Raw genomic sequence first — 16,323 nt, forward strand, 5'->3', positions numbered from 1 at the left:
AAGGAAAGGGAAAGGAAAGGGGGAGCCTCGGCTCCCCCTTTTTTTGCGCCGCGCCCGCCGGGGCGCGGCGGGCCTACGCGGTGCGGGACACCGTCTCTTCGGACCCCAGCGCCGCCTGCGCCGCGGCCAGCCGGGCGATCGGCACGCGGTAGGGGGAGCAGGACACGTAGTTCATGCCCACGCTGTGGCAGAAATGGACCGAGGAGGGTTCGCCCCCGTGCTCCCCGCAGATGCCCACCTTCAGGTCGGGCCGGGTCTTTCTCCCCCTTTCGGTTCCCATCTGCACCAGCTGTCCCACCCCTTCGCGGTCGAGCACCTGGAAGGGGTCCTCCGCCAGGATCCGGTTTTCGATATAGAAGGGGAGGAACTTGCCCGAATCGTCGCGCGAGATGCCGAACGTCGTCTGGGTCAGGTCGTTGGTCCCGAAGGAGAAGAACTCGGCCACCTCCGCGATGCGGTCGGCCGTCAGCGCCGCGCGCGGGAGTTCGATCATGGTGCCGACCAGGTAGTCCACCCGGCGCCCCGCCTTTTCGAACACCTCCGCGGCCACGCGCCGCACCACCTCCGCCTGGAGCCGGAGCTCGCTCACGTCCCCCACCAGCGGGATCATGACCTCGGGGAACACCTCGCCCCCCTTCTTCTGCACCCTCACGGCCGCCTCGAAGATGGCGCGCGCCTGCATCTCGGTGATCTCGGGGAACACCACCCCCAGGCGGCAGCCCCGGTGGCCCAGCATCGGGTTGGCCTCGTGCAGGGCCTGGACCCTGTCCCACAGGACCCTGGAGTTGACCTTGAGCTTGCGCGCCAGCTTGCGCGTTTCCTCCTCGGTGTGCGGCAAAAACTCGTGCAGCGGCGGGTCCAGGGCGCGGACCGTCACGGGCAGCCCGCTCATCGCCTTGAAGATCCCCTCGAAGTCCTTGCGCTGCAGCTTGAGCAGCTCCTTGAGCCCGCCCAGGTAGAGGCGCCTGGGTTCGGCGATCGCCTTCTCGACCTTCCGGCGGGCGTCGGCGAGTTCCTTGCGCTTCTTGGGCGAGGTCGCCTTGCCGATCTCGGACTCGAGCGCCCCGAGCTCGCGCTCCAGGCGCTTGTACTCCAGCGAGCCCAGGATCATCTGGCGCACGTGATCGATGCGTTCCCCCGCGAAGAACATGTGTTCGGTGCGGCACAGGCCGATCCCCTGGGCGCCGTACTTGCGCGCGATCGCGGCGTCGGCCGGCGTGTCGGCGTTGGTGCGCACCTTCAGCACGCGGGCCTTGTCGGCCCACTCCATCAGGCGCCGGAAATGGTCTCCCAGCTCGGGGTCGATCAGGGGCGCCTGGCCGAGGATGACCTGGCCGCTGGTGCCGTCCACCGTGATCCAGTCCCCCTTGCGCACCTTGACCTTGCCCACCGAGAACTCGTTTTTGGCGTAATTGATGGCGACCTCCCCCGCCCCCACCACGCACGGTTTGCCCCAGCCCCTGGCCACCACGGCGGCGTGGCTGGTGGGCCCGCCGGTCGAGGTCAGGATCGCCTGCGCGGCGTCCATCCCCCGCACATCCTCCGGCGAGGTTTCCCGCCGGACCAGCACGGCGGGCACGCCCTTTTCCTTCAGCTGCTCGGCGTCCTTCGGGGTGAACACGACCCTTCCCGCGGCCGCGCCCGGGCTGGCGTTGATCCCCCGCGTCAGCACGGTGAGCGCGGCCTTGGGGTCGACCATCTTGTGCAGCAGCTGGTCGAGGTCCCCGGCCGGCACGCGCATGACGGCCGTAGTCTCGTCGATGATGCCCTCCTGGACCATATCCACGGCGATGCGGACCGCGGCCGGCCCGGTGCGTTTGCCGTTGCGCGTCTGGAGCATCCAGAGCTTGCCGCGCTCCACCGTGAATTCGAGGTCCTGCATGTCGCGGTAATGGCGCTCCAGCTTCCGGGCCACCTCCACGAACTGGCGGTAGATCTCGGGCATGTAGTCCTTCAGCTCATCGATATGTTTCGGGGTCCGGATGCCGGCGACGACATCCTCCCCCTGGGCGTTGACGAGGTAGTCCCCGAAGAGCTTCGGCTCCCCGGTGGCCGGGTTGCGGGTGAACGCCACCCCGGTGCCCGAATCCTCCCCCATGTTGCCGAACACCATGGTGACGATGTTCACCCCCGTGCCCAGGTCGTCCGGGATCCGCTCGCGGCGCCGGTAGGCGATCGCGCGGTCCCCGTTCCAGGAGCGGAAGACGGCCTTGATCGACTCCTCGAGCTGCAGGTAGGGATCGGAGGGGAACTCGCTCCCGGTCTCGGAGCGGACGATCTTCTTGAACTCGCGGCAGAGGGCGGAAAGGTTTTCGGTTTTGAGGTCGGTGTCGAGTTTCACCCGCAGGGAGCGCTTCATCTTGTCGAGCGCCTGCTCGAACAGTTCCCCGTCCACCCCGAGGACGATCTTGGAAAACATCTGGATGAACCGGCGGTAGGCGTCGAGCGCGAACCTCTGGTTGGAGGTCAGCTCGGCCAGGCCCCGCATCGTCTCGTCGTTCAGGCCGAGGTTGAGGATGGTGTCCATCATGCCGGGCATGGAAAACTTGGCCCCCGACCGGACGGAGACCAGCAGGGGATTGGACGGGTTGCCGAATTCCTTGCCCGTGGCCCCCTCCACCTTTTTGAGCGCCGCCAGGACCTGGTTCCACATCCCGTCCGGAAACTTCTCCCCGGCGCCGTAATAGGAGTTACAGGCCTCGGTGGTGATGGTGAACCCGGGAGGAACGGGCAACCCCGCGTTGGTCATCTCGGCGAGCCCGGCGCCCTTGCCGCCGAGCAGGTCCTTCATCCCGCCGTTCCCGTCCGATTCTCCGTTTGCAAAAAGGTATACGTATTTGGTGGACATCTCTGGTCTCCTGCGAAAAATGAGTCTGAAAATGGGTGCTGACGGCACAACCCCTTATGCTACCTCAAAACGGGATGCCGATCAAAACAGAAAGGGATGGAGAGCGGAATCGGGGCGGCGGGGGGAGTTTCCCAGCCTGCGACCGTACCGGAAGCCCGGTTGCCCGGGCTCCCGGCAGGCGCCGATCGCAGGCTGAGATCAGCTTTCTCGAATAGCCTGATTTCCTTATCGGCCGGCGGGCGCGGGGGATGAGCCCATTATGAATTTTTTTCGCTCCCCCGGCCGGCGCGCAGGGCGCGGAACTCCCCCTCGAGCGCCCGTACCTTCTTCACCAGGTCCGGCAGCCGGGCGAAAGCGGCCGACGCGCGCAGCCAGGCGGCGCTCGCGAAGGCCGGGGAACCGGAGACGGCGCTCCCGGCCGGCACGTCGTGGGAGGTGCCGCTCTGGGCGGTGATGACGGCGCCGTCCCCCACCTCCAGGTGCCCGGCGAATCCCGCCTGTCCGCCCACCATGACCCCCCTGCCGAGGCGAGTGGACCCCGCCAGGCCCGCCTGTGCGGCCACCACCGAGCAGGCCCCCACCTCGGCCCCGTGTCCCACCTGCACGAGGTTGTCCAGCTTCGCCCCGCGCCGGACGACCGTATCCCCGACGGCGGCCCGGTCGATGGTGGAATTGGCCCCCACCTCGACGTCGTCCTCGATGACGGCCCTCCCCGTCTGGGGAATCTTGTGCCAGGCCCCGTCACGGGTCGGGGCGAAACCGAACCCGTCGCCGCCGACCACCACCCCGTTCTGCAGCACCACGCGGTCGCCCACCCGGCACCCTTCGCGCACCACGACCCCCGAATGGAGCACGCACCCGGGACCGATCTCGGCGCCGGGATAGAGGACCACGTGGGGGTGGATCACCGTGCCCGCGCCGACGCGGCAGCGCTCCCCTATGACGGCGCAGGGGCCGACGGAGACTCCCGGGCCGAGGAGGGCGGTGGGGGCCACCACGGCCGCGGGGTGGACCCCCGGTTCCGGCCGGCAGGGTTCGAAAAAGAGTTCCAGGGCGCGCGCGAAGGCGAGATAGGGGTCGTCCGTCCTCAGGCTCGGGATCTCGACCGCGGGGATATCCTCCCCGAGGATGATGGCGGACGCCCGCGTGCCCGGGATGTGCCGGATATATTTCCGGTTGGAGACGAAGGTCAGGTCCCCCGCCCCGGCCTGTTCGATCCCGGCCACGCGGACGATGTCCGCGTCCGGGCCGACCATCCGGCACCCGATTCTTTCGGCAATCTGGGAAAGCTTCATGGCGAGGGACATGGTAGACTTAGAGGCCCGCATCCGTCAAGAAGAGGCCGCAGTGAACAGTGACGCGACACCCCTCCCGCCCGGCGCCGACATCCCGCACCGGACGCGCAGCATCGGCGCCGCCATCGCCATCAGCCGGGTCCTGGGGCTGGTGCGCGAGATGGTGCTGGCCCGCTATTTCGGCGCCGGCTCCTTCACCGACGCCTTTTACATCGCCTACCGGATCCCCAACATGCTGAGGGACCTTTTCGCCGAGGGAGCGCTCTCGGCCGCCCTGGTGCCGGCCTTCATCCGGCGCCTGACAGGGGGGGGGAGGGAAGAGGCCTGGGTCCTGGTCAACCGCCTCGTCAGCGCCCTGCTCCTCATCCTGGGCGCCGTCACGCTCGGCATCTACTTCGGGTCCCGCGGGATGGTCTGGATGCTGGCGGCGGGATTCCGGGAAAGCCCGGAAAAGTTCGAGCTGACGGCCCAGATGACGCGCATCCTCTCCCCCTTCCTCCTTTCGGTGTCGCTCGCCGCCGTGGGCATGGCCGTGCTCAACGCCTGCGGCCGCTTTTTTCTCCCGGCGCTGGCGTCCTCGGTCTTCAACCTCTCCTGCATCCTGGCCGCGGTCCTGCTCAGCCCCCTGATGCCGGGCTGGGGGCTCGATCCGATCGTCTCCATGGCCGTGGGCGCGGTCGTGGGGGGCGCGGGCCAGTTCCTGGTGATGGTCCCGCCGACGCGGGCGCTCGGCCACCGCTTCCGCCTCGATTTCGGGTTTTCCGACCCGGACCTCCGCGCCATCGGGCGGTTGGCCCTCCCCGCCGTCCTCGGCCTCTCGGCCACCCAGATCAGCATCGTCGTCGACAGTCAGCTCGCCTCCCTTCACGGGGACGGCCCCGTGTCCTGGCTCGGCTACGGGTTCCGGCTGATGCAGCTCCCCACCGGCCTCATCGGGGTGGCCGTGGCGACCGCGACCATGACGGCGGTCTCGGAGTTCGCCGCACGCGGCATGCGCGACCGCATCGGGCCCGCGCTCGGCTCCGCGCTGAGGCTGTCGGCCTGCCTCCTCTTTCCCGCCATGGCCGGCCTCCTCCTTTTCCGCGGGGAGATCGTGCAGCTCCTGTACCAGCGGGGGGCCTTCCTGGAGGCGGACACGCTGGCGACGAGCCGCGTCGTCCTCTTCTACACGCTGGGGCTCTTTTCCTTTTCCGCGGTGAAGATCCTCACGCCGGCCTTTTACGCGCTCGAAAACACGAGGACGCCCGTCCGCCTGAGCCTCGTGGCGGTCGCGGTCAAGGTCGCCCTGAGCTTCCTGCTGATCCGCCCCCTGGGCTTCCTGTGCCTGCCGCTGGCCACTTCGCTCTCCTCGTGGCTCCATTTCGCCCTCCTCTCCCGCCGTCTCCGGCGCGTCCTCCCCCGGGGGGCCGCCCGCGGGAAGGAGCGCCCCGGGGGCGCCTACCTCCGCATCGCGCTCGCCTCCTCGGCGATGGCGGGGGTAGCCCTGGCCGTTCACCGCGCGGCGGCGCTCGTGTTGCCCGGCCCCGGCGCCCTCCCTTTGCTTTTTCGCCTCGGGGCGGCCATAATGGCGGCTCTGGCGGTGCTCGTGCCGCTGCTCGGGCTGTTCAGAGTGGAGGAGGCCGGGGAACTGGCCCGCCTGGCGGGCGGTTTCCGGCGCAAGGGACGATGAAGAGGAACCTGGTCGGTGAATTCACGGCCTACCTGCGGGTGGAAAAGGGCCTGGCGGACAACACCGTCTCCGCCTACGCCCGCGACCTCCGAAAGCTGTACGCGTTTGCCGGGGAGTACGGCCGGGAGCCGGAGGCCCTCTCCCACGACGACCTCGCCCGCTGGATGGAGCGCCTGCTCGAGGAGGGGCTGAGCCCGCGCTCCACCGCCCGGGCGTGCAACGCCGTGCGCGGATTTTACCGTTTCCTCCTGGGGGACCGGATCATCGAGGCGGATCCCACCGAACACCTCGAGACCCCCCGCGCCCGCAAGCCGCTCCCCCGGTTTCTCCACCGCACCGAGGTGGAGGCTCTGCTGCGCGCGCCCGACGCGGAGACCCCCCTGGGGAGCCGCGACCGGGCGATGCTCGAAACGCTCTACGCCTCGGGGCTGCGCGTCAGCGAGCTGGTCCGGCTGGCGCTCGCCGGAATCGATTTCGATCTGGGCGTCCTCGTCTGCACGGGCAAGGGGAACAAGGAGCGTCTCGTCCCGGTCGGCGCCGCCGCGCTCGACCAATTGCGGGAGTATGTGCGCAGGCACCGGCCGGAAATCCTCGGGAAGCGCCGGAGCCCCTACCTGTTCGTCACCCGCCGCGGGGGGGCCATGACGCGGCAGGGCTTCTGGAAGATCGTACGGGAGTGCGGCCGCCGGGCCGGGATCCGCAAAACCCTCTCCCCCCACATGCTGCGGCACAGTTTCGCCACCCACCTGCTCGAAAACGGCGCCGACCTGCGCTCCGTCCAGGTCATGCTGGGGCACGCGGATATTTCGACGACGCAGATCTACACCCACATCACGCGCGAGCGCCTGAAGCGGGTCTACCGCAAATACCACCCGAGGGCCTGAACCGTCAGGTGCGGAGCTTCAGGAAGAGGATGCATCCCGCGGCGCCGAAGAGAAGGTTGGGGGCCCAGGCCGCGAGCATCGGCAGCAGGATCCCGTAGGCCCCCATCGCCTCGAACGCCCCCGAAACCCCCCAATAGGCTATGGCGACGGCGACGCTTATGCCGATGCCGAAAAACGCCCCCCTCTTGCCCGCCGCGAAGGAAAAGGGGATTCCCACGAGCGCCATGACCAGGCAGCTGAGGGGAAAGGACGCCTTCTTGTGCAGCTGCACCTGCAGTTCCATGGCGTTGTAGCCCGCCTGCTTCAGGTAGCGGATGTAGCGCGCCAGCTCCAGGTAGGTCAGCTTGGAGGACTCGCGGGGCTGGAAGATCTCCCTCTTGAAATAGGAGGCCTTTTCCGGGAAACGCTCCGTCGCCGTCCGGATGATCTCGAAGCCGGAGCCGCCGGCGTCGTAGCTGCGGCTCCATCCGTCCGCCAGGAGCCAGAAGCCGTCGGGGCGGATCCGGGCGCTCGAGGCGTGGATCCGTCGCCGGATGCGGACCGCGTCGAAGTCCACGTCGTAGACGTTGAGATCCACGAAGGAGTCCTTGTTTTCGTCGAAATACTCGTAGTTGTAAATCCTGCCCCCCTCGCCGAGGATCCATTTCCGCTCCAGCCGGCGCGCGCTGCGCGGCGGTTTGTTCAGGATGGTGCTGCGCAGCCCGTCCTGCCGGTCGTTGGCGTAGGGCAGGACGTAATCCTGCAGCACGAACAGGCCCAGGGAGAGCAGGCAGGCGGCCGCGAGGATCGGCACCGCCAGCCGGTACAGGCTCCACCCCCCGGCCTTGAGCGCCGTGATCTCCGAGTTCTTCTCCAGGATCCCGAAGTGGATCAGGATGCCGAGCAGCACCGAAACCGGGATGGCGAACATCAGGATCTGCGGTATGAGAAAGAACAGGTAATCGAGCACGGAGAGGGTCGGGATGCCGTTCTTGATGATGTCGTCCATCAGCTCGAACAGGGTCAGGAGCAGAAAGAGCGAGGCGCAGGAGGCCAGGGACCAGAGGAAGAAGCCCCAGAACCCCCGGAGCATGTGAAGGTCCAGGACGCGCGGGAACAGCCGCCGCACCGCGCGCCCCGCCCACCCGAGCAGCGCGTAGTCCATGCGGGCGAGCCGCCCGGGGAGGGCTCCCGGGCGCGGGCGGGCGACCAGGGGGAGGGAAAGAGGCCCGAGCCGGTGACCCAGCCCGAAGGTTTTTTCCACCCTCCCGAGCAGCAGCCAGCCGGCCAGGGTGAGGACGATGTTGGCCCCCCAGGCTCCCATCCAGGGGGGGATTCTGCCGACCCCCGCCAGGCGGAGCCCGTTGAAGAAGAGCATGTAAAACAGGATCACCGCGAGGAGGCTGAGGGCCAGGCCGAAGGTACGCCCCGATTTCGGGTTGCTGACCCCGAGGGTAAGGCCCAGAAGACCAAATGGTATTATCGTTAAAGGAAGAGCTATTCGACGATGTAGCTCAAGTACTTCCTTAATATTTGAATTCTCTCCGCCCGCCACCGAGCGCCGCAGGAGTTCGAGGCTCCCCATTTCTTCGGCCCTTGGCGGGCGCGCCCCGACCGGGTCCCGCTTCTTCAGCTCCATGGATATATCTGTTGATTTAAATAGGCTTACGCTATCGCGGTCCGGATGCTCCGGGTCGGTCGCATAGCTGGCCCCCTCCTCGAGGTGCAGCTGCATCGAACGGTTGGCCGCATCGGGGATCCAGAGGACGCTCCTGGCGACGATGACCCGGGGAGCCCGGGGGTCGGAACCGTCGGCCAGGAAAATGCGGCTCCCGCGCTGCCGGTCCGCGCTCACGTCATCGAGGTACACGACCAGCTTCGGGATCTCCTCGTAAAACACCCTCGGCTGGATGCGCGTGATCCCGGCCGACAGTTCGATCTCCGCGACCGCCTGGCGGCGCCAGTCGTTGGTACGCGGCATGACCCAGAGGGAAAGCGCCGCGGTGGCGGCTCCGACGAGGCCGCCCAGGACCAGGATGAAGACGAGCAGGCGCCTGAGCGGGATGCCGCAGGCACGCAGCGCCAGCACCTGGCTTTCGCCCGAAAGCCCGCTCATGCCGACCAGCACCCCGATCAGGAAGGAGAGCGGCAGAGAAAAGATGAGAATGGCGGGGAGGATCGAACCCGCGATCCTGAGGAGGACCCCGAGGGAGGCGCTCCTGGACAGGAGCAGTTCGGCGAGCGAACCGAACTCGCGCACCGTGACGACAAAGGTCAGGACCACCAGCGCGATGAGGAAAGGGGCGGCGATGGCGTGAAGGAGGAGCTTGTTAATCCGGTTCATAGACCGCTTACTTTATATTATTGCAATATAATGGTTTAGACTGATCCGGCGGCACTCCGCCCTCTCCCGGCTCAACTTCTGATAAGATATCTTATGTCAACTAGCCTGGATGGGCCGGAATCCCGCACTCCCCCGCCGCGCCTACATCTTGTACTTGCCCAGATCCTCGGGATTGAGGTTCTCCAGCCATTTGCGGATATCCTCGGGGGTGCTCCGTTCGGCCGACTCCGAAGAGGCGCTCGAAGATTTGGCCAGCACCTCGTCCGTGACGAATATGGGGGACCGGGTGCGCAGCGCCAGGGCGATGGCGTCGGACGGGCGCGAATCGACCGTGATCACCCTCCCCCCCGCGTCGAGAAAGATCAGGGCATAGAAGGTGTTGTCCTTGAGCTCGGTCACCACGATCTTGGTCACCTTGACGTCCAGGTGGCCCAGCAGCCCCTTGATCAGGTCGTGCGTCATGGGGCGCGGCGTGTCGACCTTTTCGATCTCGAGGGCTATGGCGTTGGCCTCGAAGATACCGACCCAGATGGGAAGGAGCGTGTCGCTCGACGCCTCCTGGAGCACCACGATGGGGGCGTTGGTCAGCGGGTCCATCATCAACCCCTTTATCTTGAATTCGATCTCCTTCATTTTCCCTCCATTCCGGGCGGACGGGCCCGGCGGGCGTCCCGGGTCTGCCCGGCCCGGACCCCCTTCAGGCTGTTGGGCCCGAACCCGGTGATTTCTACCTCGGCGAAGGAGCCGGGCGGAGTTTCGGGGCCGTCGAAATTCACGATCCGGTTGTCGGAGCTGCGGCCGGCCAGGGCCATCCGGCTGCGGGCCTTCCCCTCGACGAGAACCTCCACGATCCGTCCCACGTAGCGGGAGTTTCGGGCGGATTGAATGTGGCGCTGCCGCTCCTGGAGAAGCGTGAGCCTCCTCCCCTTCTCCTCGTCCGGGACATCGTCCTCGAGGGCGAGGGCCGCGGTGTCCGGGCGCGGGGAATATTTGAAGGAAAAGGCACTGTCGTATTGTACCTCATCGAGCAGGGTGAGGGTATCCTCAAAGTCCCCCTCGGTTTCGCCCGGAAAGCCGACGATCAGGTCGGTGGAGACGGCGATGGGGCGTGCCGCGGCGCGGATCCTCCGGATGATGTCCAGGTACTGCTCGCGCGTGTAGCCGCGCCTCATGGCCCTGAGGACCCGCGTGGACCCGGACTGCACCGGGAGGTGGATCTGGTTGCACACCGCCGGGCAGGAAACCATCGTCTCGAGCAGCTCGTCGGTGAAATCGCCCGGGTGGGGGGAGGTGAACCGGATGCGCCGGATGCCGGGGACCGCGGCCGCCTCCCGGAGCAGGCGCGCGAAACCGACGCCCGCCTCCCGGTCGCGGTAGGAGTTGACCGTCTGCCCGAGGAGGACGATTTCGACGTACCCTTCATCCGCCAGGGCCCGCACCTCCTCGAGGATGCGGGCGCTGGGGCGCGGCCGCTCGGGCCCCCGGGCGAGCGGCACCACGCAGAAGGAGCAGCGGCGGTTGCACCCCTCGCTGATGGTGACCCACGCGCTGTAGGTGCTGCGCCGGCGGATATACGGGGTTTCGGCCGCCGCGGCTGGCGGGTCGCCCCTCCGGGCGATGACGCTCCCGCCCGAGCCCCGGGCGCGCTCGATCAGTCCGGGCAGCAGCAGCCCCTTCTGCGGGCCGGCCACCACGTCGACGTAAGGCGCCCGCGCGAGGATTCTCCCCGGTTCGAGCTGGGCCATGCACCCGGCGACGCAGATACGCAGGTCGGGGCGCTCCCGCTTCAGGCGCCGGAACTCGCCGAGGCGCGCGTAGACCTTCTCCACCGCCTTGTCGCGGACGCTGCAGGTGTTGAGCACGATCACGTCGGCCGATTCGGGGCCGTCCGCCTCTTCGTAGCCGGCATGGTCCAGGACGCCGGAGATTTTCTCCGAATCCAGCTCGTTCATCTGGCATCCGAAGGTTTCGATCAGGTATTTCGGTTTCATGGCGCCTTCGCGGTCGACTCCTTTTGCGGCGGCCGGGAGCGTTCCAGCATCTCGAGGGCGTAATGCCGCGTTTTCTCGGTGATCGTCTCCCCGCCCAGCATCCGGGAGAGTTCCTCCACGCGCGCCCCCTCGTCGAGCGGGAGCACCGCGGTTTCGGTCCTCCCCCCGGCGCTCTCCTTGCAGACGCGGTAGTGGCGGTGGGCGAAGGCGGCGATGTGCGGCAGGTGCGTGACGCACAGCACCTGGTTCGACCGGGCCAGGTCCCGGAGGCGCCTCCCGACGGCCTCCGCCACGCGCCCGCCGATTCCGGCGTCCACCTCGTCGAACACCAGGGTCCCTCCCGCGCGGGCGCCGCCGCACAGCGACTGGACCGCCAGCATGATGCGCGAAAGCTCCCCGCCCGAGGCGATGGTTTCGAGGGGCCGCATCTCCTCCCCCTCGTTGGGCGCTATCCAGAACTCTACCCGGTCCATGCCCCGAGGTCCATACCCCGCCGGGATCCCCCGCGCGCCCTCCCCTTCCCCGGCCGGGTGAAAGCGTACCTCGAGCCGCATGCGGTCCATCGCGAGGGCCCCGAATTCCGCGCGGATCCTCTGCTCGAGCGCCGCGGCGTCCCGCCGGCGTTTTTCCGAAAGGGTGCGGGCGAGCGCGGCGTAGGCGTCGAGCGCCCGGGCGAGTTCTTCCCGGAGGCGCCCGGCGGAGCCGGAGGCCGATTCGAGCGCCTCCAGTTCCCCGGCGCACCGGCTGCCCGAGGCCAGGACCTCCTCGCAGGAGGCGCCGTATTTGCGGGCGAGGGCATCGAGCGCCTGCAGCCGCTGGTGGACCTCCTCGAGCCTTTCGGCGCTGAAATCGCTGCGGGATCCGTAGTCCCTTGCGGCGTAGGCCAGGTCCTCCAGCCGGTAACGGCTTTCCTCGACCGGCGCGCGGTGCGCGGCCCAGTCGGGGTCGAGCGCCTCCAGTTCGCCGAGGAGGCGCCCGAGCTGGGCCAGCCCCCCGAGGAGCGGGGTTTCCCCCTCGTAGAGGAGTCTATAGATCCCCGCCGCCCGCTCGAGGATCCGCTCGCGGTTGGACAGGAGGGCGCGCTCGTTCTCGAGCTCCTCCCGTTCCCCCGGGCGGGGATCGACCCTGCGGATCTCCTCGACCTGGAAGCGGAGGATGTCGATGCGGCGCGCCCTTTCCTCCTCCCCCGTTTCCACCTTTTCCAGCTCCCGGGCGGCGTCGCGCAGCCTTCGGTAGAGGGCGCCCGCCTCCCGGCGCAGCTCGGCGTTCCCGCCGAAATCGTCGAGCCACGCGAGGTGGGTCGCGAGGTCGAGGAGAGAGCGCTGCTCCTGCTGCCCGCAGATGTCGGCCAGCGCGCCCCCCATCGCCTTCAGGAACCCGAGCGTCGCCAGCCCCTGGTTCACGTGGATCCGGTTGCGTCCCGAGGCCGAGATTTCGCGCCGGATCCGCAGCCGCTGCTCCCCGGGGGTGTCGAACCCCGCCTCCCTGAGAAGAGAGCGGACCTTCCGCCGCCCCCGGAGGTCGAAAATCCCCTCGATGACGGCGGCGTCGCACCCCGACCGGACATAGTCCACGGAGGAGCGGGAGCCGAGCAGCAGCCCCAGCGCGTCCACGAGGATCGATTTGCCCGATCCGGTCTCCCCCGTCAGGAGGTTGAGCCCGGCCCCGAACTCGATCTCCAGCTCGCGGATCAGCGCAAAATTGCGGATTCTGAGCAGTTGCAGCATCTCACGGACCTTTACGTGACAGGATCGGACTCCCTGCACGCGCCCTGCACGCGGCGCGGCCGAAACCCATTGTATTAAACGGCCCCGCGACAATCAAAACAACCTTTTTTCCGCCCCGGGGCGCCCGGTCGCCCGGCGTCCGGAAACGGTGCGGGGCCCCGGCCGGGACTTCGGGCAAAGGGATTGACTTGCTCGGCGGCCATATGATACTTGTGCCAGCTGCACCCACTTTCGCGCGGAGGGATCGCCATCGACATCGTCACACTGTTGCTGCTGCAGGCCACGCCGACCGAACTTGCGCCGCCCGAAGCCGTTTCGGGTTCGCTCTGGACCGTTTTCGCCCACGCCAGCGGGTTCGCCTTCGCGATCCTTCTGCTCCTCATCCTCTTCTCGCTCCTATCCTGGACCATCATTTTCCGCAAGTGGATGACTTTCAGGCAGATCGGCCGCCAGAGCCGGGAGTTCGTCTCCTTCTTCCGCAAGAGCGAGCGCCTCAGCGAGGTCCACGCCGCCTGCGAACACTACCACGGCTCCCCCCTGCCGGGGATCTTCAGCGCGGGGTACCAGGAACTCAACGCCCAGATCCAGGCCCTGAAGCCCCCGCAGAACGACTCGATCGCCCTCGGCGAGCGTCATATCGCGGGCGTCCAGCGCGCGCTCGAGCGCGCCGCGGCCGCCGAACTTTCGGTGCTCGAACGGAGCATGAGCTGGCTGGCCACCACCGGCTCGGTCACCCCCTTCATAGGGCTGCTCGGCACGGTGATCGGCATCATCAACGCCTTCAACGGCCTGGGGATGGTCAAGACGGCCTCGATCCAGGCCGTGGCCCCCGGCATCGCCGAGGCCCTCATCGCGACGGCGGCCGGGCTGTTCGCGGCGATTCCGGCCGTCATCGCCTACAACCATTTCCTCGCGCGGCTCAAAGGGGTGGCCGCCGAAATGGACGACTTTTCGATGGAATTCGTCAACCTGGTAGAACGGAGTTTCCGCTGAATGGCGTTCACGAACCCGCAGGGGCGCACGTCGACGTCCCTTTCCGAAATCAACGTCACCCCGCTGGTAGACGTCATGCTGGTGCTGCTCGTCATCTTCATGGTGACCGCCCCGATGCTGCAGACGGGGATCGACGTCGAGCTCCCCGAGACCCGCAACGTCCGGGACGTCAATCCCGAGGAACGCATCATCATCTCCATCAGCCGGCAGGGGGACATCTTCTACGGGTCCGAGGCGGTCAATTTCTCGACCATCCCCGAGCGCCTGCACAAGGACGCCCGCGGCCCGAAGGACGCCATCTTTCTCCGGGCGGACAAGGACGTCAAATGGAACTCCATAGTCTCCGTGATCGATGCGGTCCGGGGCGCCGGTTTCAGCGAAATCAAACTTGTCACCAAGCCTTTCACGACGCCCCGATAGGGCCCGCAGAGGCGCTTTTGGCCCGACCATGAACCGATCCCGCAATCCCGGCACGCTTCTCGAGATCCCGCTTGTCCGGGAAACGTACGGCCGGTCGTGGCTCACCTCCGTAGCGGTCCACGCGGTGGCCGTCCTCGTGGCCTTTTTCGGCGCGCGGCTGCTCCCCCAGAGGACGATCCAGCTCGGGGGCGGCCCCGGCGGGGGGATCGGGGCCGATGTTTCCACCGTGGGGGTGGTGGACACCCTGTCGGGAGGAGCCGGGATGGTCAAGCCCTCCATGGTGCCGCGGCCTCCCGCCCTCCTGAAGGAGGCCCCTGCCAAACCCGAGAAGGCGATCCCCCTGCCGGGGACCACGGAAACCCCCAAACGCAAGCCCCCCGTGGCCACCCCCGCGCCCCCGCCGGAGGCGATCCGGAACATCATCCCCACGGCGCCCGAGCCCGGGTCGGGGGGCGCCGCCGCGGCGGGGGCCGGAAGCGGCGGGGGGAGCGGCGGCGGCAGCGGGGTCTCCATCGGTGGGGGCTCGGGGGGGTTCGGCGACTCCTATTACGCCCTCGGGGTCGAAAAACGGATCAGCGACAACTGGATGAGGCCCCCCGAAGGGCTGCGGGTCCGGATCGTCTACAGCTTTTACATCGCGGCCAACGGCGCGATCTACAACGTCAAACTGGAAACATCATCGGGCAACTCGCAGATGGACCTGACGGCGCTGCGCGCCATCAACGCCTCCAACCCGCTCTCGCCGCCGCCGCTAGAATACCGGGGGAAGGCCATACAGTTCGTCGCCGAGTTCATCTACCCGCCCGTTCCATAGCCGATTCCGACAAAGGAGCGTCATGCCGGTCAAAACAGCCTGTTTTCTTCTGCTGGCCTTTCTCAGCGTCCAGCCTTCCCTGCTGACCCAGGAATCCTCCAGGGTCACGCTCTTTCCCAAGCCCTCCGAGGACCTCATCCTCGCCGTGGGGGACGTGCAGGCCGCCCCGGGCGGCGCCGGGACCGAACTCGCGACCGCGGTCGAAACCTTCAACCGCGTCCTCTGGGACGATCTCTCCTTCGCCGGCTTCTTCACCATCGCGGGGAGGGGGTTTTACCCTCCCGCGCCGATCGTACGCCCCGAAACCGACATCGATTACGAGGCCTGGAACGCCATCCCGTTCAAGGTCAGCTTCCTGACCGTCGGGACCGTGAGCCTCTCCCGCAACGTCCTCCGGGCGGAGGTGAGCGTTTACGACATGAAGCAGAGAAAGCGCGCGTTCGGCAAGGCCTACACCGGTGACCCGGGACAGATCCGCACCATGGCCCATTACTGGGCGGACGAGATCGTCTACCAGCTCACCGCCGGGACCTCCCGCGGCATCGCCTCCAGCCGGATCGCCTACGTCGCGCGCAAGGGGAACGCAAAGGAGATCCACACCATGGATTACGACGGCCACAATTCCCGCGCCTTCACCCACGGCGGGAGCCTGAACCTGTTCCCCCACTGGGCGCCCGACAACTCCAAGCTGGCTTTCGTCAGCTACCGGCCGAAGCCCGAGATCACCATCTATTCCTACCTCGACGGTTCCCGCCTCCCCTTCCCGATGTTCAACACCTTCGCCTCCTCCCCGGCGATTTCTCCCGACGGCAGCGAGGTCATCTTCGCGCTGCGCACCCCGAGGGGGGACCCCGATCTCTTCATTTCCCGGCTGGACGGGTCGAACCGCCGCAACATCACCAACAATCCCGCGATCGACAGCTCCCCCACCTGGTCCCCCTCCGGGCGGCAGATCGCCTACATCTCGGGGATGCCGGGCCAGATCCACATCTGCGACGCCGACGGGTCCAACGTCCGGCGCATCGTCAAGGAGGGGGGGGACGCCGACGGCGTGGCCTGGTCCCCGGACGGGAAATGGCTCGCCTTTCACTGGAAGCCGCGCCGCAGCCCGAACTACGAGATCTTCGTCGTCGACTCCACCGGCGGCACCATCCGCCAGTTGACCAGCGGCGGCGGCAGCAACGAATACCCGACCTGGGCCCCGGACGGGCGCCACCTGGCGTTCCAGTCCAACCGGACCGGGAGCTGGCAGATCTACACCATGCTGCTCGAGGGGAGCGAGCCGCGCAGGATCACCCACTCGGGGAACAACACGAGCCCGTCCTGGAGCGGCTATTTCCGCAGGGACTAGTTTCGTCC

Annotated in this window: 12 protein-coding genes; 6 read left to right on the forward strand and 6 right to left on the reverse strand. The window is 67.7% G+C overall.

Annotation, left to right across the window (positions count from 1 at the left end):
* Positions 1-73 precede the first annotated feature (73 nt).
* Together GXY47_10985 and lpxD are read right to left on the reverse strand one after the other, a co-directional pair.
* A complete protein-coding gene (locus GXY47_10985) occupies positions 74-2,848 on the reverse strand; it encodes a pyruvate, phosphate dikinase (protein ID NLV31663.1) in 2,775 nt (924 codons plus the stop codon).
* Between the two features lie 257 nt (positions 2,849-3,105).
* On the reverse strand, positions 3,106-4,143 hold the full coding sequence (gene lpxD, locus GXY47_10990; protein NLV31664.1) for a UDP-3-O-(3-hydroxymyristoyl)glucosamine N-acyltransferase: 1,038 nt from the start codon (positions 4,141-4,143) through the stop codon (positions 3,106-3,108).
* Positions 4,144-4,195: 52 nt separating this feature from the next.
* Here lpxD and murJ point away from each other — a divergent pair, with 52 nt between their 5' ends.
* Complete coding sequence (murJ, locus tag GXY47_10995; GenBank protein NLV31665.1) at positions 4,196-5,812, forward strand: murein biosynthesis integral membrane protein MurJ; 1,617 nt, start codon at positions 4,196-4,198, stop codon at positions 5,810-5,812.
* Entirely contained in the window at positions 5,809-6,696 is an 888-nt protein-coding gene (xerD, locus tag GXY47_11000) for a site-specific tyrosine recombinase XerD (GenBank protein NLV31666.1), read from the forward strand. The genes murJ and xerD overlap by 4 nt, the downstream gene beginning before the upstream one ends.
* Before the next feature lie 4 nt (positions 6,697-6,700).
* Here xerD and GXY47_11005 read toward each other — a convergent pair whose 3' ends face one another.
* From GXY47_11005 to recN, 4 genes are all read right to left on the reverse strand, one after another.
* Positions 6,701-9,019: a YjgP/YjgQ family permease gene (locus tag GXY47_11005; GenBank protein ID NLV31667.1), complete on the reverse strand. Its 2,319-nt coding sequence runs from the start codon at positions 9,017-9,019 to the stop codon at positions 6,701-6,703.
* Positions 9,020-9,160: 141 nt separating this feature from the next.
* Positions 9,161-9,652, reverse strand: a complete 492-nt coding sequence (locus GXY47_11010; protein NLV31668.1) for a bifunctional nuclease family protein — start codon at positions 9,650-9,652, stop codon at positions 9,161-9,163.
* A complete protein-coding gene (gene miaB, locus GXY47_11015; protein NLV31669.1) occupies positions 9,649-11,010 on the reverse strand; it encodes a tRNA (N6-isopentenyl adenosine(37)-C2)-methylthiotransferase MiaB in 1,362 nt (453 codons plus the stop codon). The genes GXY47_11010 and miaB overlap by 4 nt, the downstream gene beginning before the upstream one ends.
* Positions 11,007-12,737, reverse strand: a complete 1,731-nt coding sequence (gene recN, locus GXY47_11020; protein ID NLV31670.1) for a DNA repair protein RecN — start codon at positions 12,735-12,737, stop codon at positions 11,007-11,009. The genes miaB and recN overlap by 4 nt, the downstream gene beginning before the upstream one ends.
* Positions 12,738-13,163: 426 nt before the next feature.
* Between recN and GXY47_11025 the strand changes: the two genes are divergently transcribed.
* The 4 genes from GXY47_11025 to GXY47_11040 are packed head-to-tail and all read left to right on the forward strand — an operon-like array spanning position 13,164 to position 16,315.
* Positions 13,164-13,730 (forward strand): protein TolQ, encoded by a 567-nt coding sequence (locus GXY47_11025; GenBank protein ID NLV31671.1) that lies wholly within the window; start codon positions 13,164-13,166, stop codon positions 13,728-13,730.
* Entirely contained in the window at positions 13,731-14,150 is a 420-nt protein-coding gene (locus GXY47_11030; GenBank protein ID NLV31672.1) for a biopolymer transporter ExbD, read from the forward strand.
* 28 nt (positions 14,151-14,178) lie between these two features.
* On the forward strand, positions 14,179-14,964 hold the full coding sequence (locus tag GXY47_11035; GenBank protein NLV31673.1) for a TonB C-terminal domain-containing protein: 786 nt from the start codon (positions 14,179-14,181) through the stop codon (positions 14,962-14,964).
* 22 nt (positions 14,965-14,986) lie between these two features.
* On the forward strand, positions 14,987-16,315 hold the full coding sequence (locus GXY47_11040) for a hypothetical protein (GenBank protein NLV31674.1): 1,329 nt from the start codon (positions 14,987-14,989) through the stop codon (positions 16,313-16,315).
* The last annotated feature ends 8 nt before the right edge of the window (positions 16,316-16,323 follow it).

The organism is Acidobacteriota bacterium (genome assembly GCA_012729555.1).
Classification (GTDB): Bacteria; Acidobacteriota; UBA6911; order UBA6911; family UBA6911; genus UBA6911.

Coding starts and splice junctions, on each gene's coding strand:
- GXY47_10985 (NLV31663.1), bottom strand. CDS start 2,848: ATGTCCACCAAATACGTATACCTTTTTGCAAACGGAGAATCGGACGGG.
- lpxD (NLV31664.1), bottom strand. CDS start 4,143: ATGAAGCTTTCCCAGATTGCCGAAAGAATCGGGTGCCGGATGGTCGGC.
- xerD (NLV31666.1), top strand. CDS start 5,809: ATGAAGAGGAACCTGGTCGGTGAATTCACGGCCTACCTGCGGGTGGAA.
- GXY47_11005 (NLV31667.1), bottom strand. CDS start 9,019: ATGAACCGGATTAACAAGCTCCTCCTTCACGCCATCGCCGCCCCTTTC.
- GXY47_11010 (NLV31668.1), bottom strand. CDS start 9,652: ATGAAGGAGATCGAATTCAAGATAAAGGGGTTGATGATGGACCCGCTG.
- miaB (NLV31669.1), bottom strand. CDS start 11,010: ATGAAACCGAAATACCTGATCGAAACCTTCGGATGCCAGATGAACGAG.
- recN (NLV31670.1), bottom strand. CDS start 12,737: ATGCTGCAACTGCTCAGAATCCGCAATTTTGCGCTGATCCGCGAGCTG.
- GXY47_11025 (NLV31671.1), top strand. CDS start 13,164: ATGACTTTCAGGCAGATCGGCCGCCAGAGCCGGGAGTTCGTCTCCTTC.
- GXY47_11030 (NLV31672.1), top strand. CDS start 13,731: ATGGCGTTCACGAACCCGCAGGGGCGCACGTCGACGTCCCTTTCCGAA.
- GXY47_11035 (NLV31673.1), top strand. CDS start 14,179: ATGAACCGATCCCGCAATCCCGGCACGCTTCTCGAGATCCCGCTTGTC.
- GXY47_11040 (NLV31674.1), top strand. CDS start 14,987: ATGCCGGTCAAAACAGCCTGTTTTCTTCTGCTGGCCTTTCTCAGCGTC.